This window comes from Sporobacter termitidis DSM 10068 (assembly GCF_900130065.1).
In the GTDB taxonomy this organism is placed as follows: domain Bacteria; phylum Bacillota; class Clostridia; order Oscillospirales; family Oscillospiraceae; genus Sporobacter; species Sporobacter termitidis.
The window spans coordinates 146,130-172,540 of the sequence record NZ_FQXV01000007.1; the positions used below are offsets into that span (position 1 = coordinate 146,130).

A 26,411-nucleotide genomic window follows, 5' to 3' on the forward strand; every position below is an offset into this window, starting at 1 on the left:
GGCCAGCACTGCAAAAGTGCTGGCCTTTGATCTTGCCCTGAGTTCTGGACTGCTTGTCCAGAAGTTGCAGGATGCTATAATCCACTTTTCATTCGTATTAGAAAATTAGTAAACACTTCCTGCAAAGGCGGTTTAGTATCATCGAACTCAAGCTTTATCAGCATATCTCCATACCTATAACAAAATGGGTTTCCGCCCGTTACTCTGATCATTTCCTCCATCCGTTCCTGCTGAGACAAGCTGTAGTCAAACTGATGCTGACTGACATCAGGCAAAGCGTATTTATCCACAGTGGTAATATCGACCTCATAAAGCTCTTTAATTTGCTCAGACGTTAGCAGAACAATTACCTCCAATCGTATTTGAGTACGGATTATTATGTTGATAGTCGAGATAACCAGCAAAGTGTAATGTGATAGAGTTATATTATTTTTTATGTAGTAAATTGCTGGCATACCCTCAAACAGCCTACAACAGCTTGGGGTTATCTCGACTATCGTGTCTCATTATAAACGATAAGGAAGCTCCACTCTACTACTATGATAATTTTAATGGCGAGAAACGCCGCGCCTGTTCTGTTTCGGCCTGTTACTGGACAATTCAATAAGACAGCAATCATCGGCGCGGCGCTCCCACAGGAATATATATATATCCGCCCTCCTTTCAAAGTCGGATTTCATGTTCACCATTTTTATCATTTAGGTCACATCTGGACAAAATGTCCAGATGTGACCTGCATTGAGAACGAGCCGAAAATGTGAATGATTACTCACCCTGCGTTTACCACGTTTACAATGCTCATTTCCTCAATTTTCTTTGTCGGTGAGATAACCGCGACAAACGTAGTGAGAATTGCCGCGAAAACGGTAATAGCCAATACTGAAAATGGCGGTTGCCATGTTTCACCCCAAAGGGAAGCGATAATAAGTTGGAACAACAGTCTATGCAAAACTATTCCAAGCAAGCAACCAACAATACTACCGCTTATTGCATAGGCGGCGGCTTCGGCTGTAACCATTCTTTTAAGCTGCTTGCCGGACATACCCACCGCCCGCATAACGCCATAATTGCTCATGCGACTGGAAACACTCGCGTTTACCGTGTTGATAATATTGATTAAAGCGACTAAAGCGATTACAACAAGAAAGCCGTAAACGAATACCGACATGGAGTTGTACGCCGTGCGTATATCGCGGTTGTCCTGCTGCTTGTCAAGCAACCGCATTTGTGGTGTTATCAGACTTCGCACCTGTTCCGAAATATCTTCGTCAACCTGTATGTCAATGATGGTATAGTCCGATATGCCCGTCAGAGACGTAAACGTCTGCTCGGAGCAAATGACGTTTAGCATACCCTCTTTTGTATCAAACGGGGAGTTGGAAAGAATACCGGCTATTGTCACTTCGCGTACACCGTCGGGCAAATATAGGCTTATCCTGTCACCAACGCCCCATTTTAGCGCGTCCGAATATACGACCAATACGCCGTTGCCATTTTCCGCGTCTGCAATATTCCCGTCTATTAACTGCTCTTTCGACCATTCAAATTGTTTTTCTTCATAGGATATTAGCGTTACTGTACTGCTGGCCTGTTCGTTTTCTGCTGGAATATCATAGCTAAACATACGACCATAAATATTTCTGATACCGGGCAGTGTTTCAACTTCCTCAAAAAGTGAATGGTCAATCAGAACCGAATTATCCGTACCCATGATAGAAATATCCGGCGCGTAAGGCCGTAACGGCTTTAAGGCATGATTTATAAAGGAAATCAGCACTGTAAAGCATAGGAACAGGATAATGCTTGTGGCAAACGAGCCTGTCATAAGCACGACATTTTTCTTGTTTGAAAAGGCGTGGCTAATTCCCATTGCTGTATCAACATGAAACCATTCTGTATTTGAAGCCTTGCTAATCTTTTGATTATTTGTATCATTGATGTTCCCGGTTACTGCGGCTTGTGGGGAAACTTTCGCCGCTTTTTTCGCGGGTGAGCGTGAAGCAAGCATAACGGTCAAAAAGCCGACTATCCCACCCGCAAGCAATCCAAGCCAGCTAATTTGAAATGGCGGCATATCAGGAAACACGCTGGAATCTAAAGACTTTAAGAACAGAGCCACCGCCCACATCACAACACACCCGGCTAAAAGCCCTACGGGAATACCGATAAGACAATAGCGCAATCCCTCAAGCCGAATATATCTTTTTATCTGCTTTTTCGTTGCACCAAGACAGCGGAGCAGACCAAAAAATTGTGTCCGTTCCAACACACTCATATTAAAGCTGCTTGCAATCATAAACGTGCCAGCCATCAAAACAAGGATAAAGAGAATACCCGCCATTAGATACATCTGCATCATAGAACTGTTGTCGCTCTGTCCCATTACACCGAGTAACAAGGTGTTTTCAATAACCTGTGTATCGTTCAAGGCGAAATCCATTTTTATATCAGAAATGGCATTGCGGATATTCACGCCATTTTTGAACTGCAAAACATAAAACTCGCTGTACTCGGCAGAGGGCAATCCCTTTATACCTTCCACCCCGAAAAACAGACCATGCGTATCTGTGCCTTTTAAGCTGGCAAAATCGCTGAATATGCCGGAAATGACATATTGGTATGTTTGCCCGTCGCTCCAAGCAATATCTATCGTGTCACCGACTGAAAGCCCAAATTGCGTCTGTGCCTGATTATCTATAAGAACTTCGCTTGCGGAAGCGGGAAATTGCCCCTCGTTTACAGTAAGGTTCATCTGTGCGGCAATATCCCTATCACCGCCCATAATCATAAAAGTTTTCCCTTGAATAGACACGCTTTCGGTCTGTGCAATCCACCCCGATACCTGTATATCATTCCTGCTGCTGACTTGCTGCGCGGTGCTTTCTGATATTCCATTCAGCATAACATGATAATTCCCGTTTTTCCTGATTTGCTCGTTAATTTGAGCTTTTACGCTCATATCAGCCATACCGAAAATTGCTGCCACTAACATAACAGATAGGGCAATGCAAGTTACGGTCAGGCGATTTTTCTTTTTGTGTACCTTTGCGTATTCCGAAACAAGGCCAAGATAGCTTTTCACTCGCTATACCCCCCTAAATCGGTGAGTATACCGTCCGACACTTGCAATACACGGTCAGCCGTGGACGCGATACTGCGGTTATGCGTAATCATTATGATTGTCTGGCTGTACCGTTTGGACGCTGTTTTAAGTAGCGAAATAACCTCGCTGCTATTCTGGCTGTCCAAGTTGCCGGTCGGTTCGTCTGCAAGTATAAGCATGGGACGGGTAATCAGAGCGCGGCCTATCGCCACGCGCTGCTGCTGCCCGCCGGATAGCTGCCGTGGTAAATGCCCCCGCCTGTCCTGTAAGGAAAGTACCGTCAATATTTCTTCGACGTACGCCTTATCCGGCTTTTTGTAATCGAGCAATACGGGAAATGTTATGTTTTGCTCCACATTAAGCTCTGGAATAAGATTGAACGCCTGAAAAATAAATCCAATATTCCTGCGCCGAAAAATGGTTAGCTTTTCGTCTTTCATGCGAAATACATCGTTGCCGTCTATCAGAACATTGCCGGACGTAGGCGTATCCAATGCGCCTATCATATTCAAAAGCGTACTTTTGCCGGAGCCGGACTCACCGACAACAGCCACAAATTGACCTTTGGGAACGGAAAAAGAAACATCTTTTAAGGCTTTTACCGCCGCTTCGCCACTCCCGTAAGTTTTGCCTAATGCGTTTACTTCTAATAAGTTCAAAATATCACAACCTTTCCAAAACAACTTGACCATTGTTTTGGCATTATCATATCATCGGCTCCTTACTCTCAGATGAATTTCCGCTTACAATTTAGTAAGGTTCAAAAAACTCAAAACAAACGTGCTTCCGTTACCCAGAACACTGTCAACCGCTATGCTGCCGTCGTGAGCTTCCACAATGGCTTTAGCAAGCGGCAAACCAAGACCAACACCTTGTGTGTCCTTTGAAAAGCGGCTGCGGTAAAATCGTTTGAAAATGTGGTGTATATCTTCCGGGTGTACGCCGCTGCCGTTATCCTTTATGATGATTTGCGTAACGGACGGTAGTCTACTCCATTCAATATGAATATCACTATTCGCGTCTGTGTGGTCGAGAGCATTTTTTACTATGTTGCTTACCGCTTCAATCAGCCAGTCCCTATCACAAAGCAGCATTTCATCGTCCCGGCCTAATAAAATAATTTCTTTGTTTTCCTGTTCGGCGCGTATTTCAAAATGAGCTTTCAGGTCGTTCATCATGTCGGAAATGTTTTCAATATGCTTATCCATGAAGATAGAGCCAGCGTCGAGCTTCGTAATTTTTAAGAGATTTTGGACAAGCGTTTCTATTCGCTCAATTTCTTTTTCTGATTTCAGGGCGAACCCACATACAGCCGTTTTGTCCTCACATTCATCCTGCAAAAGAGAATTATATATTGCAAGCGCGGCAAGAGGCGTTTTAAGCTGGTGGGAAATATCAGATATGGTATTTCTCAAAAAGTCTTTTGTATTCTGCTCCCGTACCGCATGGGCGTTTAGTGTGGTTGCCAGTGTATTGACTTCATGGAACAGCTTATACAAACTGCCCTCGCTGCCGCTTTCAATTCTGGCGTTTGTGTCGCCCAAAACGAAAAGGTTAATTTGCGATATGGCATCATCAAGCATTTGTTGCTGCCTGCGAAAGTACAGATAACAGCTGCCAAAAACACCTGCGGCCAGAAGCAGCGACAATACAAACAACACAACAGTGGGCGAACCATCGGCCAGCAGGATATACAACTGCGATAAAATAATAAATGCGCCAAACACGCAAGACAGCATTATGAAAAGTCTTTTTATATCCCGGTTTGTAAAAACGCTCATGCTCCACCGCCTCCGCCTGTGACGTTCCACTTATAGCCCATGCCCCTGACCGTCACCAGCATTTGCGGATTGCCGGGGGCGGCTTCAATCTTTGTCCGTAATCTGCGGATATACACCGCCAGCGTATTATCATCAACATAATTGCCGCCCGTGTCCCATAACTTATCCAGTATCTTTTCTTTGGTTAGGATAATCCCGGGATTTTGCATGAACAGGCAAAGCATTTTGTATTCTGCCGCCGTTAAATCAAGCGCGGTATTTTCCTTGTGCGCCTGCCCCTGTAATAGAAATATCGTAATCCCATTTGAAGTGATTGCATCAGACGCGCTAAAATCCTTTGTGCGCCGGAGCAGCGCGTTAATCCTTGAAACGAGTACGCCGAGCTTGAACGGCTTGGTGATGTAATCGTCGCCGCCAATATCAAGCCCCATAATCATGCTCACTTCCTCGTCCGACGCGGTTAGAAAAATGATAGGTACTTTTGACACCTGACGTACTTTTCTACATACATCAAATCCCGAACCGTCGGGCAAGGAAACATCCAAAATCAACAGGTCATATTTGCCGCCACTCCAAAGGGTATCAGCTTCTTTCACCGTCCGGGCAATATCTGTTTCATAGCCCTGTTTTTTCAGCGAATAGGAAAGACCGTCAATCAGACTTAAATCATCCTCCAGTAATAAAATCTTACTCACTTTTTGCCTCCTTTGTACGTCCATTAATAGGCTTTACCGCTTTGGCCGGAACAAGCCACAAGTTTCCCTTTTTGACCGCTCAGGGGATGCGTCCGTCAGAACAATAATAATTCACCATACGGGCAGTAATACCCCATTTTCCCCAGCTTCTTTGACTGTCAAATATTCCATGTAGCACCACCTTGATAACATATTGTCTATGGGAGACCAACAGACAATCCCAAGACAACCATGTTCCGTGCTCGTCTTGATGACGAGACTATCAAAAAGCTCAATGAATCCGCTGAAACACTGAACGTTACAAAATCAGATGTGGTTCGCCAAGGAATTGATCTTGTTCACAAAAGCCTCAAAAAATAAAGGAAGCGGCGCTCACCCACAAAGCTTACGCCACTTCCCCACCGACAGATGCCCTAAGGCAAATGCAGCGTAAATATTATAGCATGCGCTGTAAAACCTTTCAAGCAATGTCGGATAACGTCAACGAAAGGAAGCGTGTCATGATTATACGGCAGTTAAAACAAGATCAGTATGAGTGCCTGCAGCACTCTCTGACGAAGACAGCCCATGCCGGGCCCTTGGATGCAAGCTGCACCGTGGATATGACAGTCAACGGCGTGGAGTACGCCGTAAAGCTGCAGCCGGAGAAGCATTGTAAGATGGCGGTTTTGCAGGTGCTCAGAATCGGCCGGGGCGAGACGGGCCCGCATTTTGAGCTGATAACGAAAGGCGCTCTGCTGTCCTCATTTCTCGAATTGCTCATCTACCAGGGCGCGAGTCGGTGAAAAGCCCCGAATGGCCATAACGACAAGAACAGACTGACGATATCTCAGTCTGTTCTTGTTTGTGCGTTTTCTTTCAGAAGGGCTCATATCGTCCAGCCGGCCGGACGGTCAAACTGCCGGCTTCTCTGTTTTCTTCTCGTCGTCCTTCTGCGTGATGAGCTCGATGCCGTGGAGCAGCACCGTGAATGCGTACAGGAAGAGCGCCACCGTGACGACGGCCACAAACGGCCAGTGCGGGATGCGCAGGATCTGCGTCGCCGCGCCGGAGCTGTACGTGGAGCCGATGTTGCCGAGCATCGCGTAGAAGAGCAGCATCAGGATTCCCGCGGAGAGCAAATACATGACGACCTCCGTGATTTTCTTGAGCAGCCTCGGAAACATATTGACGAACATATCCACACGGATATGCCCTCTGTCCGACTCAAGAAATGCCAGGCCGCAAAAGACGATGAGAATCAGGAAAAGCTCCGTGAGGTCCTGACTGTCCGGAATGCCGCCCAGGGGCGTTTTGCGCATGATGGTGTCAACCGTGATCATACACATCAGGACAAAGAGCGCCGCCATCGCGATGTAGCACACCTTCAGGTTGATTGAATCAACAATTTTCAATGCCTTTTTCAAAGCGTTTACCTCCTCGTGCCGCGTATAGTATGCCCAGGCATAGTTCCATACAGGTTATTGCTTGGTCAGCTCAATGATTTTGTCGTAAAGCTTCTGGCCAGCGTCGCCTTTTTCGGCAATCCACTGCTTTGTGACCTTGTCGGCCGCGTCGACGAGCTTTTGATGCTCGGCGTCGGAAAGCTTGTAGACTGTGCCGCCCGCCTCCTCGATCGACTTCGTCGTGGTGGCCTTCATGTCGTCCCACGCATCCTTCATCAGCTCCAGCGCCGCCTGGCCGCTGCACGCGTCAATGACCGCCTTGTTTTCGGCGGAGAGGCTGTCGTACTTGGCCTGGTTCATCAGGAAATAGTACGTGTTGTACTGCACCTGCTCATCTGCGAAATATTTTGCGCAGTTGTCGTAGAGCCGGAAGGATTCAATGCCGTGCCAGTCGGTCACGGCGCCGTCAAACGCGCCGTTTTGCAGGTTTTGAAACAGCTCGTTGATCGGGCAGGCCTTGCCGGTCGCGCCGAACTCGCCCAGCCAGTTCACAAGCGGCGCAACCGAGGCGCGGATGGTCATGCCCTTGAAGTCGGCCGTCGTTTCAAGCTGCTTCTTCGCCGTGGTGATCGGCGCGTCGCAGTTGGAACGAATCAGGATGACCTTGGTGCCGCTGTAGCCCGAGTCGCTCTGCAGGAGCTCGGTATTCATCCAGACGTCCATCATGACGTCGCTGGCCTGGGCCGCGCTCGTATAGGGCAGATACGGCAGAGAGAGGCCGTCCGTCATCGGGAACTGCCCGGAATAGAAGGATTGCAGGCCCCAGGCGATGTCGACCCCGCCGTCCTTTACCTTATCCAGCGACTCCGTCGGCTTGGCAATCGATCCGCCGTTGTTGACAATGACCTTGATGCGGCCCTTGCTTTTCTCAAAGACCATGTCCGCCCAGGCGTGGCAGTATTGCCCCGGCAGGCTGTTGTCCGGATCATGCTGCGTGAGCATGAGTGTCACTTCCGGTTTCTCGGCAAAGCCTTCCTGGGACGCAGGGGCGCCGCTGCTGCCGCTGGTGTTGGCGGGAGCCTTGACGCCGCAGGAGCTGAGAACCATGATGAATGTCATGACAAGTGCCAATGCTGCGACCAATTTTTTCTTCATGTTCGTTTCCCCCTTTTATTATGGACTTTGCTTCTGATATCACCAAACGAAGCCCGGCCGCGCCGGTTTGATGTCGCCTTTTCCGTCATGTGTTCAGGATCGACGGCAGCCATGTGGAGATCGGCTCTACGTAGATAAAGAGGATCGTCGCGGCGGCGAGCATGATGAGGAACGGGAAAGACGCCTTGAAGACGGACATCAGCGGCACTTTCGCGATGCCGCTCATTATGTAGCACGGAATGCCGTCCGGCGGCGAGATGAGCCCGATGAGCATGCACATGACCATGATCACGCCGAACCACAGCGGATTCCAGTTCATCGCCAGCACGAGCGGCCAGAAGATCGGCGTCAGGATCGTGATGAGCGGCAGCGTATCGATGCACATGCCGAGCACCAGATAAACCGCCACGACGATCCAGAGCACGACGTACGGCGAGGTCCCCATGGTCGAGAGCGATTCCGCAAGCACCGCGGGCATCTGCGTCATAGCCAGAAACGTGCCGAAGATATTCGCGCCGATCATGATAATGAAAATCATGACGGTCGTCTTGATGGAATCCTTGAGGGAGCGCCAAATGTTTGCAAAGCTCGCTTTCCTGCGGATGGCCATGATGATGAAGGATCCGAACGCGCCAATCGCGCCGCCCTCGCTCGGGCTGAAAAAGCCGCTGAAAATGCCGCCCAGCACGAGGATGAACAAAACCGCGAATCCGAGAATGCCTTTGAGCGACCTGACTTTTTCCCTGAACGTGAATTTTTCGCCCTGTGGCATGGCTTCCGGGTCGCGCTTGGCCATGATCACAACGGTCACGAAAGAGAGCCCGATGACAATGATCGCGGGGATGATGCCCGCCGCAAACATTTTGCCGACGGAAACGCCCGCCATCGTACAATAGACGATGAAGCCGATGCTGGGCGGAATGAGCAGGCCAAACGCGGAGCTTGACGCGATGATGCCGGCGGATACCACCGGTTTATACCTGTAGCGCGTCATCTCAGGGAAGCAGACGGTGCCGATGGTCGCTGTTGTCGCTGTGGCCGACCCGCAGAAGCAGTGAAACAGCGAGGACGTGCCGATCGCGACAAAGCCAAGCCCGCCGCGGAAGCGCCCGAGCCATTTGTAGCAGGTGTCAAACAGCTCGGCGGTGATGCCGGAGTACATCGCGAAATTCCCCATCAGCATGAACAGGGGGATGACCGCGAGCGTGAACGATGAAACCGTATTCCATGAGATGGTCTTAAGCTCCGACAACGCCGGGTCAAAGCCTCGCAATAATAGCATCCCGACGAACCCCGCCACCATGAGCGAAAGCCCGATATGCTGGCCCAATGCAAGCAGCCCCAGAAAAATCACAATTCCTATAATGCTGATTATAATTGGATCCATGAGCTTCTTCCAACCTTTCGAGTTAAAATCACGCAGGGATAACCAAAAAATCCCACATAATACGATATTACAAACAATTTACATATATGTCAATAAATTTCATACATTGCGGCAATAAATAAATCGAATACGGCAATAACGAATTAAAATATGGCGGAATCTACAAAAATCAAAACATATATTAAAACTATCATCGACCCGACCGGTAAGGCGGCAGCTTTTACAGGCATAGAGCCCCCAATAACGGCCGGCCTTGCCGCTGACGGTGACCTTATGATATAATTATTGGCATTATAGTGTGTATATGGAGGGGTTATGGAGACATTGCAGTCGCTTTTTTCCGGCGTATTCGAATTCCACTGGCAATTTCTTCTTATGTATGCCATAGGGGGCGCTCTTATTTATCTCGCCATCGCCAAGGATTACGAGCCGATGCTCCTGCTGCCCATCGGCTTCGGCGCAATTTTGGCGAATCTGCCCCTCAACGCGGTCTGGGGGGGAGAGGACGGCGCGGGTGTCCTGCGGCTCCTCTATAACGCCGGAATACTGACGGAGCTTTTCCCGGTACTTATTTTCATCGGCATCGGCGCGATGACGGACTTCCGGCCGCTCTTCTCGACGCCCAAGATGGTCTTCTTCGGGGCGGCGGCGCAGTTCGGCATCTTTGCCACCATTATCGCCGTGCTGGGGCTGACGGCTCTTTTTCCGGCCCTGAAGGACAACATTATCCAGCTGGGGCTCAGTCAGGAGGCCTTCAAGGACGCGACGCCTCTGGAGATACTCATCAAAGCGGCCGCCGCGATCGGGATCATCGGCACGGCGGACGGGCCTACCTCCATTGTCGTGGCGGGCAAATTCGCGCCGCAGCTCCTGGGGCCCATCTCTGTGGCGGCGTATTCCTACATGGCGCTGGTGCCGATCATCCAGCCTCCCGTCATCAAGGCGCTGACCACAAAAAAAGAACGCTGCATCGAGATGGAATACAGTGAAAAAAAGATTTCAAAAACGGCGATGATTATTTTCCCGATCGCCGTCACGGTGGTTGTCGCGCTTATTGCGCCCCCCAGCGCGCCGCTGATCGGGCTTTTGATGTTCGGCAACCTGATCAAGGAATGCGGCGTTCTTGAGCGTCTCAACAAAGCGGCGCAGAACGAGCTGGCCAACATCGTCACGCTGCTCCTGGGCATCACCATCGGCGCGACGATGGAGTATTCCGCGTTCCTGCAGCCTGTCACGATCGCCATCCTCGCCCTGGGGCTTGTCGCCTTCGTATTCGATACGGCCGGCGGGGTGCTCTTCGCCAAGCTTTTGAATGTGTTTTCCAAGAAGAAGATCAACCCCATGATCGGCGCTGCCGGTATTTCCGCATTTCCGATGTCGGCCCGGCTCGTGCAGAAGATGTACAAAAATGAAAACCCCGGCCATTTTATCCTGATGCAGGCGGTCAGCGCCAATGTATCCGGCCAGCTGGGCTCCGTTGTCGCCGGAAGCCTGATCCTGACTCTCGTGCCCATGCTGCTGGGCCATTAAGGAGGTTTAAGCATGGAGAGCATAAAGATTGCCCTGGAGCTGATGGGCTATGGACTTGGAGGCGTGTTTGTCTCATTAATCCTCCTGTATGCCGTGATTCTCATTACGAGACGGCTCTTTAAGCCGGAAAGCGAAACAGAAACGGAAGACAGCTGAAATCGGGCCGTCGCATAACATCCGCACATTCAGATGCATATGCCCTATTTTGTTCTTTTAGTTCACCTAATAAATCCATAATGATATGTCCGGCGCCCTATTTCCCAGCATCCTTCATGTATTCTTCCCGCTGCATGTGCCAGTATCGGCGGTCCTCGTCCGTGATGGAGCGCAGCGTTTTGCAGGGATTTCCGGCCGCGATGACGCCGCTTGGGATATCCTTTGTCACAATGGCGCCGGAGCCGATCACCACATTGCTGCCGATGGTGACGCCGGGATTGATCACCGTATTTCCGCCGACCCACACGTCGTTGCCGATGGCAACAGGCTTGCCGTATTCGAGGCCGGTTGCCCGGACCTCCGCGTCAATAGGGTGCGCGGCGGTATAAACGCCGACACGGGGGCCGAAGAAAACATTATCGCCGATGGTCACGGGGCACACGTCAATGATGATGCAGTCGTAATTGGCATAGAAATTTTCTCCCACATAAATATGGCGGCCATAGTCGCAATGAAAGGCCGGCTCGATCCAGATATTTTCGCCGGTTGCGCCGAACAGCTCTTTCAAATAAGCAACGCGCTGATCAGCCTCATCCTCGCCGGTCTGGTTAAACAGGCGTGTGAGGCGCCTTGCGTTCTTATTATCCCGCATCAGCGCCTCGTCCCGCGCGATATACAATTTACCCGCAAGCATTTTTTCTTTTTCCGTCATAATCGAACCTTCTTTACAATTGATCTTAGATTCCGATATACAGGGGAAGCCGTTATTGGCTATCCCCTGTTCTGTAATTTATATGCAAATAGTATTGACTTTTGTGGGTCTTTAATATATATTCTAGTTACCGGCCCACATAAAGGAGGTGAACAATGGGCGAGAAAAAATTAGGTCGTCCAACCGATAATCCCAAGGAGATTGTTTTAAAAATCCGTCTTGATAAAGATACGTCAAAAAAGCTGGAAGAATGCAGCGAGAAGATGGACGCATCGAAGGCCGAGGTAGTAAGACAAGGGATTCATAAGATACATGACGACCTCAACAAAAAATAAAGGAAGCGGCGCGCTCCCATCAAAGATCACGCCACTTCCCCACCCGACAGATGCCCGAAGGCAAATGCAGCGTAAATATTATACCATGCGCCGCGGGGCCTTTCAAGCAATGTCGGATGACGTCAATGAAAGGATGCGTTTTATGATTATACGGCAGTTAAAACAGCAGCATTATGAGCGGCTTCACGATTATCTGGCGCGAAACGCCCACGCGGAGCCCTTGGACGCGGGCTGCACTGTGCGCCTGAGCGTCAACGGCGTGGACTACGCGGTAAAGATTCAGCCGGAGAAGCATTGCCGGATGGCGGTTTTGCAGGCGCTGCGCATTGACCGGGACGGGGCGGGGCCCCGTTATGAGCTGATAACGAAAGGCAATCTGCTGTCCTCATTTCTCGAAATACTCATCGACCAGGGCGCAAGTCAGTAATCAAATGCCATTGGTTTTATAAAGCGAAAACGACGATTTTCCGTCTGGAAAGTCGTCGTTTCTTTTTAAACGACAGCATATCATATAGCAATTACAGCAATGAAATATTGTTTTTCGAAAGGCAGTGATACGCATGCCCCCATGCCCTGCGGATACATATCCATATGTCATCCGCCCCGGAGATTCTTTGTGGCTGATCGCACAGCGCTTCCAAACGACCATTCAGGATATCTCGTTGGCAAATCCCGGACTGGATATTAACAATCTGTACATCGGGCAGATGATCTGCATCCCCCAGAGGTACAGCCGGCCGGCTCCCCCGGTGGGTATCAGCAGCACGGAACAGACGCTGAGCAACCATGTGCGGCTACTGTGGGAACAGCATGTCTATTGGACGAGGATGCTCATACTCAGCATCGCCTTTGGATTGCCGGACGCGGAATTTGTGACGCATCGGCTCCTGCGCAACCCCAGCGATTTTGAAGCAGCGCTGAGACCTTTTTACGGAGAGGGTATTGCCTCGAAATTTGCAGAACTGCTTACAAGTCACCTCACAATTGCCGCCGAACTCGTCAAAGCGGCAAAAGCGGGCGACAGTGCCGCAGCCACCGATGCCGAAAAACGATGGTACGCTAACGCGGATCAGATTGCGGCCTTCCTTGGCGGCGTCAACCCGTTTTGGTCGGCGCAGGATTGGCAGAGAATGCTGTACGATCACCTCGCCATGACGAAAACCGAAGCCGTCGATATCTTGACCCAAAGGTATGCGGACAGCATCAGCACGTTTGAAAACATTGAACAGCAGGCCATGGCAATGGCCGACACAATGACACAGGGCATCGTCAAACAATTTCCTCAGTATTTCAGTTAGAAAAAACCCAAAGAAATGGCCTCAGTAAAGGAAGCGGTGCTCACTCGCAAGTACACGCCACTTCCCTGTCCGGCATTTGCCTAAAGGCAAATGCCGCGTAAATACCCCCAAACGCCGCCGTGTTTGTAAATTTTTCTATTGTGCATACTAAAGGCAGGCCGGTGACAGCCGGCCTGCTTCTATTAAAGGCAACGGAGACAGAATATGCAAACATTTGACGAGCTGTATGCCCGGCTGTTGAAGGCGGAGGCCGAAAACAGGACCCGGGAGGAGCTGGAAGAAATCCAGAAAGACGAATTCGACCCGCACCAGCTGGACTGTCTGCTCCATCCGAAAAAATACGCGTCGGTCTGGAGCCTGGGCCCCTGTGACTGTTCCGAGAGCGAAAAGGCCTCCTGCGTTAAAAGATGCCTCTTTCGCGCGATCACCAAGGACGACCGGGGAAACGTCATGATCGACAGCAGCCTGTGCGCCGGCTGTGCCGAGTGCATCGAGGCGTGCGGCTCGGGCAAGCTGACAGCGAGCAAGGATATCCTGCCGGCGCTTGAGGCGGTCAAAAATTCGGAGGGTCCGGCGTACGCCATGATCGCGCCCGCTTTTATCGGCCAGTTCAGCCAGGACGTCACCCCGGGAAAGCTCCGCAGCGCGTTTAAGGAAATCGGCTTTGCCGGCATGGTGGAGGTCGCTCTTTTTGCCGATATCCTCACGTTGAAGGAAGCGCTGGAATTCGACAGGAAGATCCTCGACGATAAGGACTATATGCTCACCAGCTGCTGCTGCCCCGTCTGGCTTGCCATGATACGCAAGGTCTACCGGCAGTTTATGTCCCATGTGCCCGGCGCGGTGTCCCCCATGGTGGCCTGCGGCCGCTCCATCAAATTATTGGAGCCGGATGCCACCACCGTGTTTATCGGCCCGTGCATCGCGAAAAAGGCCGAGGCGCGGGAGCCGGATATCGCGGACGCCGTCGATTTTGTACTGACCTTTGAAGAGATGCGGGACATCTTCGAAGCGTTTCATATCGACCCGGCTGTACTGGGGGACGACCACCGCGATCATTCCTCCCGGTCGGGAAGGATTTACGCCAGGACGGGAGGCGTCAGCGAGGCCGTCCAAAACACCGTCGGCAGGTTAAGCCCGCACCGCGCTATTTCCGTCAAGGCGCAGCAGGCGGACGGGGTGCCGGCATGCAGGGAAATGCTGAACGCGCTCAAGGAGGGCAAGCTCACGGCAAACTTTCTGGAGGGCATGGGCTGCGCGGGCGGCTGCGTCGGCGGACCCAAGGCCATTTTAAACAGGGAGGAAGGCCGACGCAACGTGGACCATTACGGCAGCCTCGCCGCCTATGAAACGCCCGTGGACAATCCCTTCGTCCTGGAGCTGCTGAAGCGGCTGGGACTGGAATCCGTGGAAAGCCTCCTGGAGGATACGGAAATCTTTACGCGGCATTTTAATATTTAATGATTGTCAAAAAGAACAGGCGGTAGCCTGTTTTTTTTGTTCCGCGTCTTTGTATTTATTGGCAAACCAGTAAAATTAATCAAATCATAAAAAATTCACATATTTTTTTATTTAATTTTACTAAACGAAAACAAATATTTAACGAAAATAAAACCATCAAGACTTTAACCTGAGAGAGTGGTTTATATGCTGAAAAAATTCCGAAATCTGAAGATATCAACAAAGCTTTTAACCGGTTTTCTGATCGTGGCCGTGATCGCGGGCGCCGTCGGAGCGATCGGGCTGGCGAATATTCAAAGCCTGACGAAAAGCGACGCGCTGCTTTACAGCGACAACACGATGGGGCTGCACAGCATCGCCAAGCTTGAAATTTACTTTGAGCGCATCAGATACGATGCCATCAAGTTCCTTTCGTCCAGCAACACCCACACGCGCAACACGTGCATCACCGAGATCGAGGGCTACTTTACGCAGAGCGAGGATTTCATGCGCCGCTACGACGGGACCGTCACGGAGCAGGCGGACCGCGAGCAGTTCGACACCTTGAAGCAGCAGTTCGCCGACTATAAGGCCGCCATGGATAAAGCGCTCGAATACATGAAAATCAGCAAGGACGAGGACGCCAAGGCCGTCATCTACGGGGACCTCACGAAGGTCGGGGACGCCATGCAGGACACCTTTGACGGCATCTTTCAATACAATGTCGACGCCGCGCAGGCGCGCGAGGCCCAAAACGCCGGGCTCTCCGCGCTGGCAACGGCGGTGATGAGCGCCGTCGTCGCCGTGGCGGTGGCCGCCGCCATCGCCTTCGGCCTGATCATCTCCAAAACCCTGAGCCGGCCCATCGTCAAAATGGTGAAGGCCGCGGAGTCCCTGGCCGGGGGAAATATCGACGTGGACATCGGCGTGGACACGAAAGACGAGATCGGCGCGCTGGCCGCGTCCTTCCGCACGCTGGCGGACAGCACGAGGGCGCAGGTCGCTATCATGCGGTCGGTCGCGGACGGCGACCTGACGGTGCGCGGCAAGGCCCGGACCGAGGGGGACGCGCTGGGAAAAAGCATCGTCGAGCTGCTGGAAAAGCTGAATACCACCGTGAAAACGATCATGGCGTCGGCCGACCAGGTGGCTTCCGGCGCCGTGACCGTGTCGGATTCCAGCCAGGCGCTGTCCCAGGGCGCCACCGAGCAGGCCAGCTCCGTGGAGGAGCTGACGGCCGCCCTGCTGGAGATTTCCGAGCAGATCCGGCGCAACGTCGAGCACACCGAGAAGGCAAAGCGGCTGGCCATTGAAACGGAAGAGGGCGCCACGCGCGGCAACGGGCAGATGGACCAGATGCTCGGGGCCATGGAGGACATCCACGCCTCCTCGCAGAATATCCGCAAGGTCATCAAGGTCATCGACGATATCGCTTTCCAGACAAATATCCTGGCGCTGAACGCGGCTGTTGAAGCCGCGCGGGCCGGCCAGCACGGCAAGGGCTTTGCCGTCGTGGCCGACGAGGTGCGCCATCTGGCGTCCCGGTCCGCCGACGCCGTGAAGGAGACGGCGGACATGATAGAAAATACGATCAGGAAGGTCGACGACGGCACACGGATCGCCCGCAGCACGGCCGGCGCTTTCCGGGAAATCATCAAAAACATCAACAACACGGCGGCCCTGATCAGCGGCATTTCAGCCGCGTCCGTCGAGCAGTCCTCCGGCGTCGAGCAGGTCAACCAGGGCATCGCGATGATCTCCCGGGTGGTGCAGACGACAGCGGCCACCTCGGAGGAAACGGCGGCCGCCAGCGAGGAGCTGTCCAACGAAGCAGAGCAGCTCAAGGAGATGATCAGCTTCTTCAGGATCAGCGAGGAACCGGTCGGCGTCCCCGGCGCGGCGTATGACGGCGCGGCGGTGGCGGCCCCGGCGCTTTCCGGCGGCGACGAGGCTATTTAACGGCACCGTACATACAGAGCCCCAACGATCAAATTTCAAAGGGTGGCGGAATTTTCTTCCGCCACCCTTTGCTTTATAGAGCCGCCGCAGCGGTTTTCGCCGGCTTTTTACTTTCTGGTGACGATCACCTGCGTGCACGTGACGTAGGGGTCGGAAAATTCCACGAGCGCCGCGTTGGCCTCGTTGTCCGTGAGCCCGCCGAGGGCGAAGTCAGCCTTGCCGTACTCCACGAGTGTGATCAGGCTGCTTTTGTCGGCGACGGATATCTTCATCTGAACCTGAAGGATATCGCAGACGGCGCGGGCAATGTCGACGTCCAGGCCCAGCGTGTTCCCGCCCGCGTCGTTATAGGAATAGGGCGGGAACGTGCCGTCCACGGCCAGCGTCAGCGTCCCCCGGGACAGGTCGATGTTATCCGGGGAGGCATAGCGGTAGCTGTCTCCGGTGATGTATCCGGCGATAATCTTCTCGAGCGTGCCGTTTTCGGACAGCGTCACCAGCGCGGCGTTGACGGCCTTTGTGAGGTCGGGGTTCTCCTTGGCGATGGCGAAGCGGAAATCGGCCTCCATGAGCGGCTTGGACAGGATTTTAAGGCCGCGCGCCTTCGGGACAAAGACCTTGGCGGCCCCCTCGTCCATAACCGCGCAGTCCAGCGCCCCGCCCTTGACGTCGGCGAGCATGGATTCGGCCGTGGTATAGTTGTGGAGCGTCCCGTAATCCGCGGCGTAGACCACGGCGGACGAATTTTGGAGGACGCCGATATTGCGCCCGTTCAGATCGTCCGCCGACTTGACGGTGCTGGGGGGCATTTTGCCCGCGCAGGCGGTTACAGATACGATGATGCTGAAGATTAAAGCTATAATAAACGTCTTTTTCATAAAAACATCCCACAGGTCGCCAGGTTTGCGTTATTTCGCAGTTTTTCGACAGTGAGTTATTATATTCTAAAAAATATAACGCCGCAACTGTTTTATCAGCTGCGGCGTCATATGGGGCTTCCTGACACGCTTGTTATCCTTTGTCGATTTCACGCGCGCGGCGCTCGAACTCCGCGCACAGCTCCTCGGCGATCTCCTCGCTCATGCTCTCCGTCCTGATTTTAAGGGCGCTGCGCTCGCGGAGCGGCGAAATATAGACGCAGCCGCGGTCGGTGTCGAGGCGCAGCCCGGAGGCAAGCTCCGACGCCATGCCCGCGCAGCGCGACGTCATCAGGCGCATGACAGCGCCCCTGTCTCCCTTCAGCGCGATTTCCCGGGTCATGGACGAGAATTTCGGCATTTTCCTGCGGAGCCCGGACAGGGTCTCGCCGCGGCTTTTCAAAAACGCGCAGAGCCGCACGCCGGCGAAGACGCCGTCGCGCAGGGCGGTCTGTTTTAAATACAGGTCCGCCGCCTGCCGGCCGTCCCGGCCGACACGCAGGACCGCGGCGTCAAAATCCCCGGCGAGGGCGTCGATGGCGGCCGGCGCGTCATACGGCACGGCCAGCTCCCTTGCCCCGCAGGAGAACTCGACAAACGCCGACAAAACCCTGAGCTGGTCGTCCGTCAGATGATAGCCCTCCTCATCGGCGGCCGTCAGCGTCATTCCGCCGCCGGAGGCCTCCATGACGATCAGGCCGTTTTTCCTGTCGGATATCTCGCAGCCGATAAGCGCCAGCGCGCTTTTCAGCGCCCTGTTTTCGGTGCCTTTTCCGGCCACCGCCACGGTCAGGGCCCCGCCGCTGCCCGACGGGACCTGCGCCGCCCGCGCGGCGGCCGACACATAGGCGTCGACGACGCCCATGACCGTGGTGGCGCTGCCCGTGAGCCGCGGCGACGTTTTGTGCGGCTCGGACAGGGCGGCCTCGAATTTTCTCTCGATATCGCGCGCGATCCTGCCGCCCCCCTCCCCGAAAAAGCTGATGGAGACGTCGTCCTTCTGCTCCTCGACGAATAGGGTCAGCGGCAGCGTGAAGGCCTGCCCGGCGTAGGACGCGCAGGAGAGGAAATTCCCGTCGTGGCGGATGATGTCCCCCCCGGCGGCACAGACGCCGCAGCCGAAGGCCTCCGCCATGACTCTGGCCCCCTCCCCGCCGCGCCATCCGATGCCGACCCTTTTGAAATCGCCGGCGGCCTCGCCGAGCCGGAGGCAGGCCTCCGCCGTCACGGTGACGCCGAGCTCTCCGCAGACGGTGCCGGGCTTTGTAAACGACAGCCCGCCGCGTAAAAGGCCGTTGGACACGCTGCCCGTTACCAGCGTGCCGGAGGCAATCTGGCGGTCCGGCCAGAGCCTGGCGTTTGCCGCGACGACGCAGTTGTCCCCCACGAGGCAGTTGTCGCCCACGACCGCCCCCTCGCGGACCTCCGAGCCGCGCCCTATCGACGCGCCCCTGCAGACGACGGCACCGGTGACCGCGGCGTTTTCATTGACGACGGCGCCGTTCACCACGGCGTGGCGGACGGCGGCGCCGGCGGCGATGACCGACGACGCGCCGATGACGGCAAAGGGCCCGATTTCCGCCCCCTTGTCGATGACGGCGCCCGCGCCGATATAGACGGGCGGCACGATGACGGCGCCCTCCGGCATGGCGGCGGCGCTCCACACGCCCTCCCTGACGGGGGCCGCGCCCATGTCCGCTTTGATCTCGCCCCGGAGCATATCCTGGCAGCATTTGATATAGGCGCCGATGCTCCCCACGTCGCACCAATAGCCCGAGGCGCCGTATCCGTACATCCCGCGGCGCGCGGACAGGAGCCGGGGGAACAGGTCCTTTCCGAAATCATACGGCTCGCCCTTCGGTATTTCCTTGAGGACCGACGGGCGCATCACGTAGATGCCCGTGTTGATCTGATCGGTCAGGACATGGTCCCAGGCGGGCTTTTCGATAAAACGCGTGACGCGGCCGTCCTCGCCGGTCACCACAAGGCCGTATTCGCACGGCTCGGGATGGCTGTAAAGGGCGAGCGTCACTTCCGCTTTCTTCCGGGCGTGGAAATCCATGAGCGCCCCGAGGTCAAAATCGCAGACGCAGTCCCCGGAGATGACGATGAAATCCTCGTCCCCGATAAAATCGGCGCAGTTTAACACGCCGCCCGCCGTGCCGAGCGCTTCCGTCTCGGTCCTGAACTCGAGGTGCATCCCAAACCTTTCGCCGCCGCCGAAATAATCCGTGATCATTTGCGGCAGATATTTCAGGGTGAGGCAGGCCGAGCCCACGCCGTGCTTCTTCAAAAGCTCCAGGATGTGCTCCAGCACCGGCCTGTCGAGGAGCTCGACCATCGGTTTCGGTTTGTTCGCGCTGATAGGGCGAAGGCGCGTCCCCTCCCCGCCCGCCATGATAATTGCTTTCATACGATGCCCTCCATACATAAAAAGACAGAATATCTGCCGATAAAATGAATGATGCCAAGCATCGGGGGTCTCCCTCACGCCTGGTATTCCCATTATTTCCATCGGGCGCCTTTGTTATCCGCGTGCGCGGGGGCATCTTAATTGTATTGTATAAGAGCCGGGGATTTGATATAATAAAATACCAATGCCATAAAACCGATATCATAAATGCCATATTGAGGTGTGATTTCTTGAATAAAAAGCTGCTTGATAAATTCCAGCCCAGTATGCGCTTTTATTTGTCGCTGCTTCTGGTTTGTGCGGTGGTGACGTTTTTCCTCGGCAGCTTCAGCATGTATATCGCTCTTGCCGAGGTGTTCGTCGTTATCATACTGGCTTTTTATCTGAGGGCCTCCTCCAGGAAGCGCTCGCAAAAGCTGCTGAAATACATCGACTCCCTGACGACCAGCACGGAATCGGCCACGAAGGGCACGCTCCTGAACTTCCCGCTGCCCGTCGTGATCTTCAGCCCGCAAAGCGGCGTGATCCTCTGGTCCAACAGCCGCTTTGTGACGCTGGCCGGCGGCAAGGACCGCTTTTTCGAGGTCCGGGTCAGCGACCTGGTCCCCGCGTTTTCGCACAAGTGGCTGCTGGACGGAAAAACGGAATGCCCGGAGCTCATCACCATCGGGGAGCGGCGCTACAAAATCTTTGGCAACCTCATCAACACGGCGGGCGAGCCGGGAAGCGTCATGGCCGCCGCGTACTGGTTCGACATCACGGATTACGCGGAGAAGTACGACGAATTCGTGGCCTCCCGGCTCGTCTGCGCCATCATCATGCTGGACAATTACGACGAGCTCATCAAAAACCTGAGCGAGAAGGACAAGTCCGCCCTTCTGTCCGCCGTGGACGACAAGATCAGCGAGTGGACGGGCGCCACCAACGGTATTTTGTGCAAAAACGACAGGGACAGATACCTCTTCCTGTTTGAAGAGCGGTATTTGAAGACGTTCGTGGACGAGAAATTTTCCCTCCTGGACGCGGTGCGGGAGACGATCCGGGCCGGCGGCGTCCACGCCACGCTGTCCATCGGCATCGGCAAGGACGGCAAGACGCTGGACGAATGCTTCCGCTTCGCCTCGCTGAGCATCGAAATGGCCCTTTCCAGGGGCGGCGACCAGGCCGTTATCAAAAACCGCTTCAACTTTGAATTCTACGGCGGCCATTCCACCGAGGTGGAAAAACGCACAAAGGTCAAATCCCGCGTGATGGCCAACGCCTTCGGCGAGCTCATGAGCGACGCCTCCGCCATCTTTGTCATGGGCCATAAATATGCCGATCTCGATTCCATGGGCGCCGCCGTGGGCATCTGCTGCATCGCCAGAAAGCGCGACAAGCGCGCATACATCGTCATCGACACCGAGACGAATCTGGCGGAAACGCTCGTGGCGCGGCTGCGCCAGAACCCGGAATACAAGGGCGTGTTCATCTCAGCGCAGGACGCCATTCTGCTGGCCGACAGCAAAAGCCTCCTCGTGGTGGTCGATACGAACAGGCCGGAGCAGGTGGAATCGGAAGCGCTGCTCCTGTCGTGCAACCATGTCGCCGTCATCGACCATCACCGGCGGGCGGCCACGTATATCGAAAACGCGACGCTGAACTTCCACGAGCCGTACGCCTCCTCGGCCTCGGAGCTCGTGGCGGAGATGATGCAGTATCTCGTGGACCAGGCGGACATCCTCCGCATCGAGGCGGAGGCGCTTTTGGCCGGCATTGTCCTGGACACGAAAAGCTTCGCCATACGCACCGGCAGCCGGACCTTTGACGCCGCGGCCTATCTGCGCCGTTCCGGCGCGGACACCTCCGACGTCAAGCGCCTTCTGCAGTCCGACTTCGATACGACGATGGCCAAATACACCATCATCCGGGAAGCGCGCATTTACCGCCCGGGCATCGCCATCGCCTATTCGGAAACCGCCGAAAGCCGGATCATTATCGCGCAGGCCGCCGACGAGCTTTTGAATATCGCCGGCATCCAGGCCTCCTTCGTCATTTCACATGTGGGAGACGATATCTTTATCTCCGCCCGGAGCCTCGGCAACATCAATGTCCAGATGATTCTGGAAAAGCTGGGCGGCGGCGGCAACCAGTCGACGGCGGGCGTACAGCTTGTGGGCATGAGCAGGACCAAGGTCCTGGAGGGCCTGACCTCCGCCATCGACAAATATATTGAGAGCTACAGCCAGACGAATCAATAAGCATCATTTTACTGGAGGAACATTCATGAAAGTCATTTTACAGCAGGACGTCAGAGATCAAGGCAAAAAAGGACAGCTGATCGAGGTATCCGACGGCTACGCCCGCAATTTCCTGCTCCCGAAAAAGCTCGCCGTGGAAGCGACGGCGGACAATATCAACGCCATGAAAATCAAGGAGGCCGCCCGCCTGAAAAAGCTCGAGGACGACAAGGCGGAGGCCCGCAAGGCCGCCGCGAAGCTGGACAGCCTCATCGTCAAGGTCTCCGCGAAGGCGGGCACCGCCGGCAAGCTGTTCGGCGCCGTTACGGCCAAGGAAATTTCCGACGCGCTCGCCGAGCAGCACGGCGTCGCCATCGAGAAGAACAAGATCGTCCTGGACGAGCATATCAAGAATTACGGCTCCTACGAGATCAAATGCAAGCTCGGCTTTGAAATCACCGGCACGATCCACGTGCTTGTGGTAGAGGCATAGAGGGTTCAGGCAGAGCCAGCACCTGAATTGGGATGAGACAGCCCCGGCAACGCATAACTATAGAACTATATCCGCCTGGCGAGGTATTGCGCGCAATGCCGGTCAACAGAGGCTGGCCCCTATCCTATACCTGCGGGCTAAGTCTATTTAACAAGAAAATCGTTTATACTGGGTGTGAGACTAAAGATGGATGAGCTATTGGGCCGGCAGATGCCGCATAGTATCGAAGCGGAGCAGGCCGTACTGGGATCGATGATCATCGACGCCCGCTGCGTCGGAGACGTTCTGGGTATGCTGAAAGCCGCGGATTTTTACGTGCAGGCCAACCGGGACATTTTTGAGACCATTTATTCCATGTTCACCTATTCCATGGCCACGGACCCTGTCACCGTGCTCGAGCAGATGCGCGTGAACGGCGTGTGGACGGAGAACTCGGCCACATACATCCTGGAGCTTGTCAATATCACGCCCACCTCGGCAAACGTCATGGAGTACGCCGCCATCGTCCGCGACATGTCGCTCCTGCGCTCTATTGCCGATGCCGGCGGCGATATCATGAACATGGCCCTGGAGGGGACGGGCGGTGCCATGACCATTCTGGAGGCCGCCGAAAAAAAGATTTACGCACTGCGCCAGGGCCGGAACTCCACCGGGCTCGAGCCGATCTCCAAGGTCCTCCTCACCGTTTACGACCAGATGACCGAGGCGGCCAGGAGCGGCAGCAAATTCCCCGGCCTGCCCAGCGGTCTGGACGACCTGGACCGCCAGATCATGGGCCTGAACAACTCCGACCTGATCCTGATTGCCTCCCGCCCCGGCATGGGCAAGACGAGTATCGCGCTCAATATGGCGCTGCACGTGGCCAAGACGTCCGGCAAAACCGTGGCCGTATTTTCCCTGGAAATGTCCCGGGAGCAGCTGGCGCTGCGTCTTTTGTCCTCGGAGAGCTTTATCGACAACAAAAAGATGCAGACGGGGCGCCTGTCCGCCGAGGAGTGGAAAAAGATCGGCACGGCGGCCTCCATGATCAGCGGCTACGATTTTCTCATCAACGACAACCCCTCGCTGTCCGTGGCCGATATGAACGCCCAGTGCCGCCGGCTGCCGAACCTCGGCCTCGTGGTGATCGACTACCTCCAGCTCATGCAGAGCGCGTCCGGCCCGGCGAAGAACGGCGGGGAGAACAGGACGCAGGTCGTCTCCGACATCAGCCGCATGATGAAAATCATGGCCAAGGAACTGAATGTGCCGCTCATCTGCCTGTCCCAGCTGTCCCGCGCCAACGAAGGACGGACGGATAAGCGCCCGCTCCTCTCGGACCTGCGCGAATCCGGCGCCATCGAGCAGGACGCCGACATCGTCCTGGGCCTCTACAGAGAGGACTACTATAATAAAGAAGTGGAGTTTCCCAACATCGCCGAGTGCATCATCCTGAAAAACCGCCGCGGCGAGACCGGAAAGATCGAGCTCAAATGGCTCCCCGAATTCACCACCTATACCTCCCTCGAGCGGCACCACAACGAGTGACAATGGAACTGCTTCAGAAAATCACCGATTTCGCCGGCAGGCACGGGATGCTTCCGCCGAAGGGGCTCGTCCTGGCCGCCGTATCCGGCGGCGCCGATTCCATGTGCCTTCTTCAGGCGCTCATCGAGCTCTCCGAAAAGGCGGGCTTTACCGTGGCGGCCGCGCATTTCAACCATCTGCTCCGCGGTGCCGAATCTGACGGGGACGAGGCTTTTGTGGCACGCTTCTGCCTTGAGCGCGGCATCCCGTGTCATACGGAGCGGGGCGACGTCCGCGGCGCGTCCGCGGCGCGCGGACTCGGCATTGAAGCGGCGGCCCGCGAGCTGCGGTATGATTTTTTCGGCCGGACGGCGGAAAAAACCTCCGCCGCCCGGATTGCCACAGCCCACACGGCGGACGACAACGCGGAAACCGTCCTCCTGAACCTCACCCGGGGCGCCGGGGCCGGCGGCCTTTCCGGCATCCCGCCCAGGCGCGGCAAAATTATCCGCCCGATGCTCACCGTCACGCGGGGGGAGGTTTTGGATTTCCTCGCTTCCAGATCGGTCCCGTTTGTGGAGGACGCCTCCAACAGTCTCGATATTTACAACAGGAACAAGATCCGCCACCATGTCGTCCCGGTGCTGAGGGACATCAATCCGCGCTTTGCCGAAAGCGTCGCGTCCGGCGCGGCGCTCCTGAGGGAAGACGACGACTACTTGAACGGCCTTGCCGCGCAGTACATCGCCGCGCACAGCGACGGCGCCGCGCTGGACGCCCGGGCGCTCCTGGCGCTCCCCCGCCCTGTGTCCGGCCGCGTCATCCGGAAGCTGGCGGGCGCGCCGCTCTCGGCCCGCCACGTGGCGGACGTTCTGGAGCTCTGCGCCAGAACGGCACCCTCCGGTGAAATTTCGCTGCCCTCGGGCACCGTTCACAGGGAATACGGCCGGATTGTCTTTAACCGTCCGCCGGACGGCGGCGATTTTGAACCCGTCGTGCTGCGGGCCGGCGCGTCGGCGGTCCTGCCGGAGCTTGGGCTCGCGGCAACCTGCCGGAAAAAAAGCTGTTCGTCCCAAAATTCCGAAAAAATTAATAATTCATTTACCACTTTTCTATTCAAATATGCTAGTGTATGTGGTAATATTGTCATCAGGCCGCGTAAAACCGGCGATAAAATCGAGCTTTTCGGCGGAAACGGCACGAAAACGCTGAAGAAGCTATTTATTGAAAAGCGCATCCCGGCGCGTCGGCGCGCCCTGATCCCCGTCATCGCCGACGATAACGGCGTCCTCGCCGTCTACGGTATCGGTTTTGACGTACGCACATCGTGCAAAGCTGGGGATACTACATTAGAGATAAATTTCAAGGAGACCGGCCATGAAAAATGACATAGAGAAAGTGTATTATTCAGAGGAGATGATTCAAAACCGCGTCAGGGAGCTTGGTCAGGAGCTGAAAACGGAATATGCCGGGAAAAAACCGTTGCTGGTCGGCGTACTGAAAGGATCGTTTATTTTTTTGGCGGACCTGGCAAGGGCCCTGGATATTCACTGTGAAATAGAATTCATCGCCGTCTCTTCCTATGGAAACGGCACCGAGACCTCCGGAGAGGTCAAAATGACAAAGGCCATCGGCGACGTGATCCGCGACAGGCATGTGATCGTCGTCGAGGACATCCTCGACACCGGGCTGACGCTCGATTATCTTAAAAAATATTTGCTCAGCATGAACCCGGCTTCGCTGAAAATCTGCACCTTCCTCGACAAGCCCTCGCGCCGGAAGGTCCAGATCAGCGCCGATTATGTCGGTTTTGAATGCATTGACGCGTTTTATGTGGGCTATGGGCTCGATTACGCGGGAGAATACCGCAACCTGCCGTACATCGGCTCGCTCAAGCCCGCCATATATTCATAAACATGAACATCAG

24 protein-coding genes are annotated in these 26,411 nt (G+C 54.8%); 13 read left to right on the forward strand and 11 right to left on the reverse strand.

The window, feature by feature from the left end; genetic code table 11:
* Positions 1-74: 74 nt before the first annotated feature.
* From BUB60_RS11160 to BUB60_RS11180, 5 genes are all read right to left on the reverse strand, one after another.
* Complete coding sequence (locus BUB60_RS11160) at positions 75-455, reverse strand: DUF6870 family protein (protein ID WP_242941186.1); 381 nt, start codon at positions 453-455, stop codon at positions 75-77.
* Between the two features lie 314 nt (positions 456-769).
* Positions 770-3,082: an ABC transporter permease gene (locus BUB60_RS11165; protein WP_073078935.1), complete on the reverse strand. Its 2,313-nt coding sequence runs from the start codon at positions 3,080-3,082 to the stop codon at positions 770-772.
* Positions 3,079-3,762, reverse strand: coding sequence for an ABC transporter ATP-binding protein (locus tag BUB60_RS11170; protein ID WP_073079136.1), 684 nt, complete (start codon positions 3,760-3,762; stop codon positions 3,079-3,081). Before BUB60_RS11170 ends, BUB60_RS11165 begins: the two co-directional genes overlap by 4 nt.
* Before the next feature lie 84 nt (positions 3,763-3,846).
* Complete coding sequence (locus tag BUB60_RS11175; RefSeq protein ID WP_073078938.1) at positions 3,847-4,884, reverse strand: sensor histidine kinase; 1,038 nt, start codon at positions 4,882-4,884, stop codon at positions 3,847-3,849.
* Positions 4,881-5,579 (reverse strand): response regulator transcription factor, encoded by a 699-nt coding sequence (locus BUB60_RS11180; protein ID WP_073078940.1) that lies wholly within the window; start codon positions 5,577-5,579, stop codon positions 4,881-4,883. Before BUB60_RS11180 ends, BUB60_RS11175 begins: the two co-directional genes overlap by 4 nt.
* 500 nt (positions 5,580-6,079) lie before the next feature.
* Here BUB60_RS11180 and BUB60_RS11190 point away from each other — a divergent pair, with 500 nt between their 5' ends.
* The gene (locus BUB60_RS11190; protein ID WP_073078942.1) at positions 6,080-6,364 is read left to right on the forward strand and encodes a hypothetical protein; all 285 of its coding nucleotides are present in this window, start codon (positions 6,080-6,082) and stop codon (positions 6,362-6,364) included.
* Between the two features lie 108 nt (positions 6,365-6,472).
* Here BUB60_RS11190 and BUB60_RS11195 read toward each other — a convergent pair whose 3' ends face one another.
* From BUB60_RS11195 to BUB60_RS11205, 3 genes are all read right to left on the reverse strand, one after another.
* Complete coding sequence (locus BUB60_RS11195; RefSeq protein ID WP_073078944.1) at positions 6,473-6,985, reverse strand: TRAP transporter small permease; 513 nt, start codon at positions 6,983-6,985, stop codon at positions 6,473-6,475.
* A 54-nt stretch (positions 6,986-7,039) separates the two neighbouring features.
* On the reverse strand, positions 7,040-8,119 hold the full coding sequence (gene dctP, locus BUB60_RS11200; protein ID WP_073078946.1) for a TRAP transporter substrate-binding protein DctP: 1,080 nt from the start codon (positions 8,117-8,119) through the stop codon (positions 7,040-7,042).
* Positions 8,120-8,204: 85 nt separating this feature from the next.
* Complete coding sequence (locus tag BUB60_RS11205) at positions 8,205-9,506, reverse strand: TRAP transporter large permease (protein ID WP_073078948.1); 1,302 nt, start codon at positions 9,504-9,506, stop codon at positions 8,205-8,207.
* A gap of 315 nt (positions 9,507-9,821) precedes the next feature.
* Here BUB60_RS11205 and BUB60_RS11210 point away from each other — a divergent pair, with 315 nt between their 5' ends.
* Together BUB60_RS11210 and BUB60_RS20405 are read left to right on the forward strand one after the other, a co-directional pair.
* Complete coding sequence (locus tag BUB60_RS11210) at positions 9,822-11,036, forward strand: sodium ion-translocating decarboxylase subunit beta (protein WP_073078950.1); 1,215 nt, start codon at positions 9,822-9,824, stop codon at positions 11,034-11,036.
* A gap of 12 nt (positions 11,037-11,048) precedes the next feature.
* On the forward strand, positions 11,049-11,192 hold the full coding sequence (locus BUB60_RS20405) for an OadG family protein (protein WP_143162328.1): 144 nt from the start codon (positions 11,049-11,051) through the stop codon (positions 11,190-11,192).
* A 97-nt stretch (positions 11,193-11,289) separates the two neighbouring features.
* On the opposite strand, the gene BUB60_RS11220 is transcribed toward BUB60_RS20405, so the two are convergent.
* Positions 11,290-11,904, reverse strand: coding sequence for a sugar O-acetyltransferase (locus BUB60_RS11220; RefSeq protein WP_084726422.1), 615 nt, complete (start codon positions 11,902-11,904; stop codon positions 11,290-11,292).
* A gap of 155 nt (positions 11,905-12,059) precedes the next feature.
* On the opposite strand from BUB60_RS11220, the gene BUB60_RS11225 reads away from it, so the two are divergent.
* The 5 genes from BUB60_RS11225 to BUB60_RS11245 all read left to right on the forward strand — a co-directional run bounded on the left by BUB60_RS11225 (position 12,060) and on the right by BUB60_RS11245 (position 16,936).
* Entirely contained in the window at positions 12,060-12,239 is a 180-nt protein-coding gene (locus tag BUB60_RS11225; protein ID WP_073078954.1) for a ribbon-helix-helix domain-containing protein, read from the forward strand.
* Positions 12,240-12,381: 142 nt separating this feature from the next.
* Entirely contained in the window at positions 12,382-12,666 is a 285-nt protein-coding gene (locus BUB60_RS11230; protein ID WP_073078956.1) for a hypothetical protein, read from the forward strand.
* Positions 12,667-12,853: 187 nt separating this feature from the next.
* Positions 12,854-13,537 (forward strand): LysM peptidoglycan-binding domain-containing protein, encoded by a 684-nt coding sequence (locus BUB60_RS11235; protein WP_242941187.1) that lies wholly within the window; start codon positions 12,854-12,856, stop codon positions 13,535-13,537.
* A 204-nt stretch (positions 13,538-13,741) separates the two neighbouring features.
* Positions 13,742-14,998 (forward strand): [Fe-Fe] hydrogenase large subunit C-terminal domain-containing protein, encoded by a 1,257-nt coding sequence (locus BUB60_RS11240; protein ID WP_073078960.1) that lies wholly within the window; start codon positions 13,742-13,744, stop codon positions 14,996-14,998.
* A gap of 186 nt (positions 14,999-15,184) precedes the next feature.
* On the forward strand, positions 15,185-16,936 hold the full coding sequence (locus BUB60_RS11245) for a methyl-accepting chemotaxis protein (protein ID WP_073078962.1): 1,752 nt from the start codon (positions 15,185-15,187) through the stop codon (positions 16,934-16,936).
* A 107-nt stretch (positions 16,937-17,043) separates the two neighbouring features.
* Here the strand turns inward: BUB60_RS11245 and BUB60_RS11250 are convergent, their stop codons facing one another.
* Together BUB60_RS11250 and BUB60_RS11255 are read right to left on the reverse strand one after the other, a co-directional pair.
* Complete coding sequence (locus BUB60_RS11250; protein ID WP_073078965.1) at positions 17,044-17,814, reverse strand: transporter substrate-binding domain-containing protein; 771 nt, start codon at positions 17,812-17,814, stop codon at positions 17,044-17,046.
* Between the two features lie 133 nt (positions 17,815-17,947).
* A complete protein-coding gene (locus BUB60_RS11255) occupies positions 17,948-20,266 on the reverse strand; it encodes a sugar phosphate nucleotidyltransferase (protein WP_073078968.1) in 2,319 nt (772 codons plus the stop codon).
* 230 nt (positions 20,267-20,496) lie between these two features.
* On the opposite strand from BUB60_RS11255, the gene BUB60_RS11260 reads away from it, so the two are divergent.
* The 5 genes from BUB60_RS11260 (at position 20,497) to hpt (ending at position 26,398) form a co-directional block, all read left to right on the forward strand.
* Positions 20,497-22,506, forward strand: coding sequence for a DHH family phosphoesterase (locus BUB60_RS11260; RefSeq protein ID WP_242941188.1), 2,010 nt, complete (start codon positions 20,497-20,499; stop codon positions 22,504-22,506).
* Between the two features lie 25 nt (positions 22,507-22,531).
* Positions 22,532-22,978 carry a 50S ribosomal protein L9 gene (gene rplI / locus BUB60_RS11265; protein WP_073078971.1) on the forward strand — a complete coding sequence of 149 codons (447 nt, stop codon included), beginning with the start codon at positions 22,532-22,534 and terminating at the stop codon, positions 22,976-22,978.
* Positions 22,979-23,164: 186 nt separating this feature from the next.
* On the forward strand, positions 23,165-24,505 hold the full coding sequence (gene dnaB, locus BUB60_RS11270) for a replicative DNA helicase (RefSeq protein WP_073078973.1): 1,341 nt from the start codon (positions 23,165-23,167) through the stop codon (positions 24,503-24,505).
* Between the two features lie 2 nt (positions 24,506-24,507).
* Positions 24,508-25,872 carry a tRNA lysidine(34) synthetase TilS gene (gene tilS, locus BUB60_RS11275; RefSeq protein ID WP_073078976.1) on the forward strand — a complete coding sequence of 455 codons (1,365 nt, stop codon included), beginning with the start codon at positions 24,508-24,510 and terminating at the stop codon, positions 25,870-25,872.
* Positions 25,862-26,398, forward strand: a complete 537-nt coding sequence (gene hpt / locus BUB60_RS11280) for a hypoxanthine phosphoribosyltransferase (protein WP_073078979.1) — start codon at positions 25,862-25,864, stop codon at positions 26,396-26,398. Before tilS ends, hpt begins: the two co-directional genes overlap by 11 nt.
* Positions 26,399-26,411: the final 13 nt, after the last annotated feature.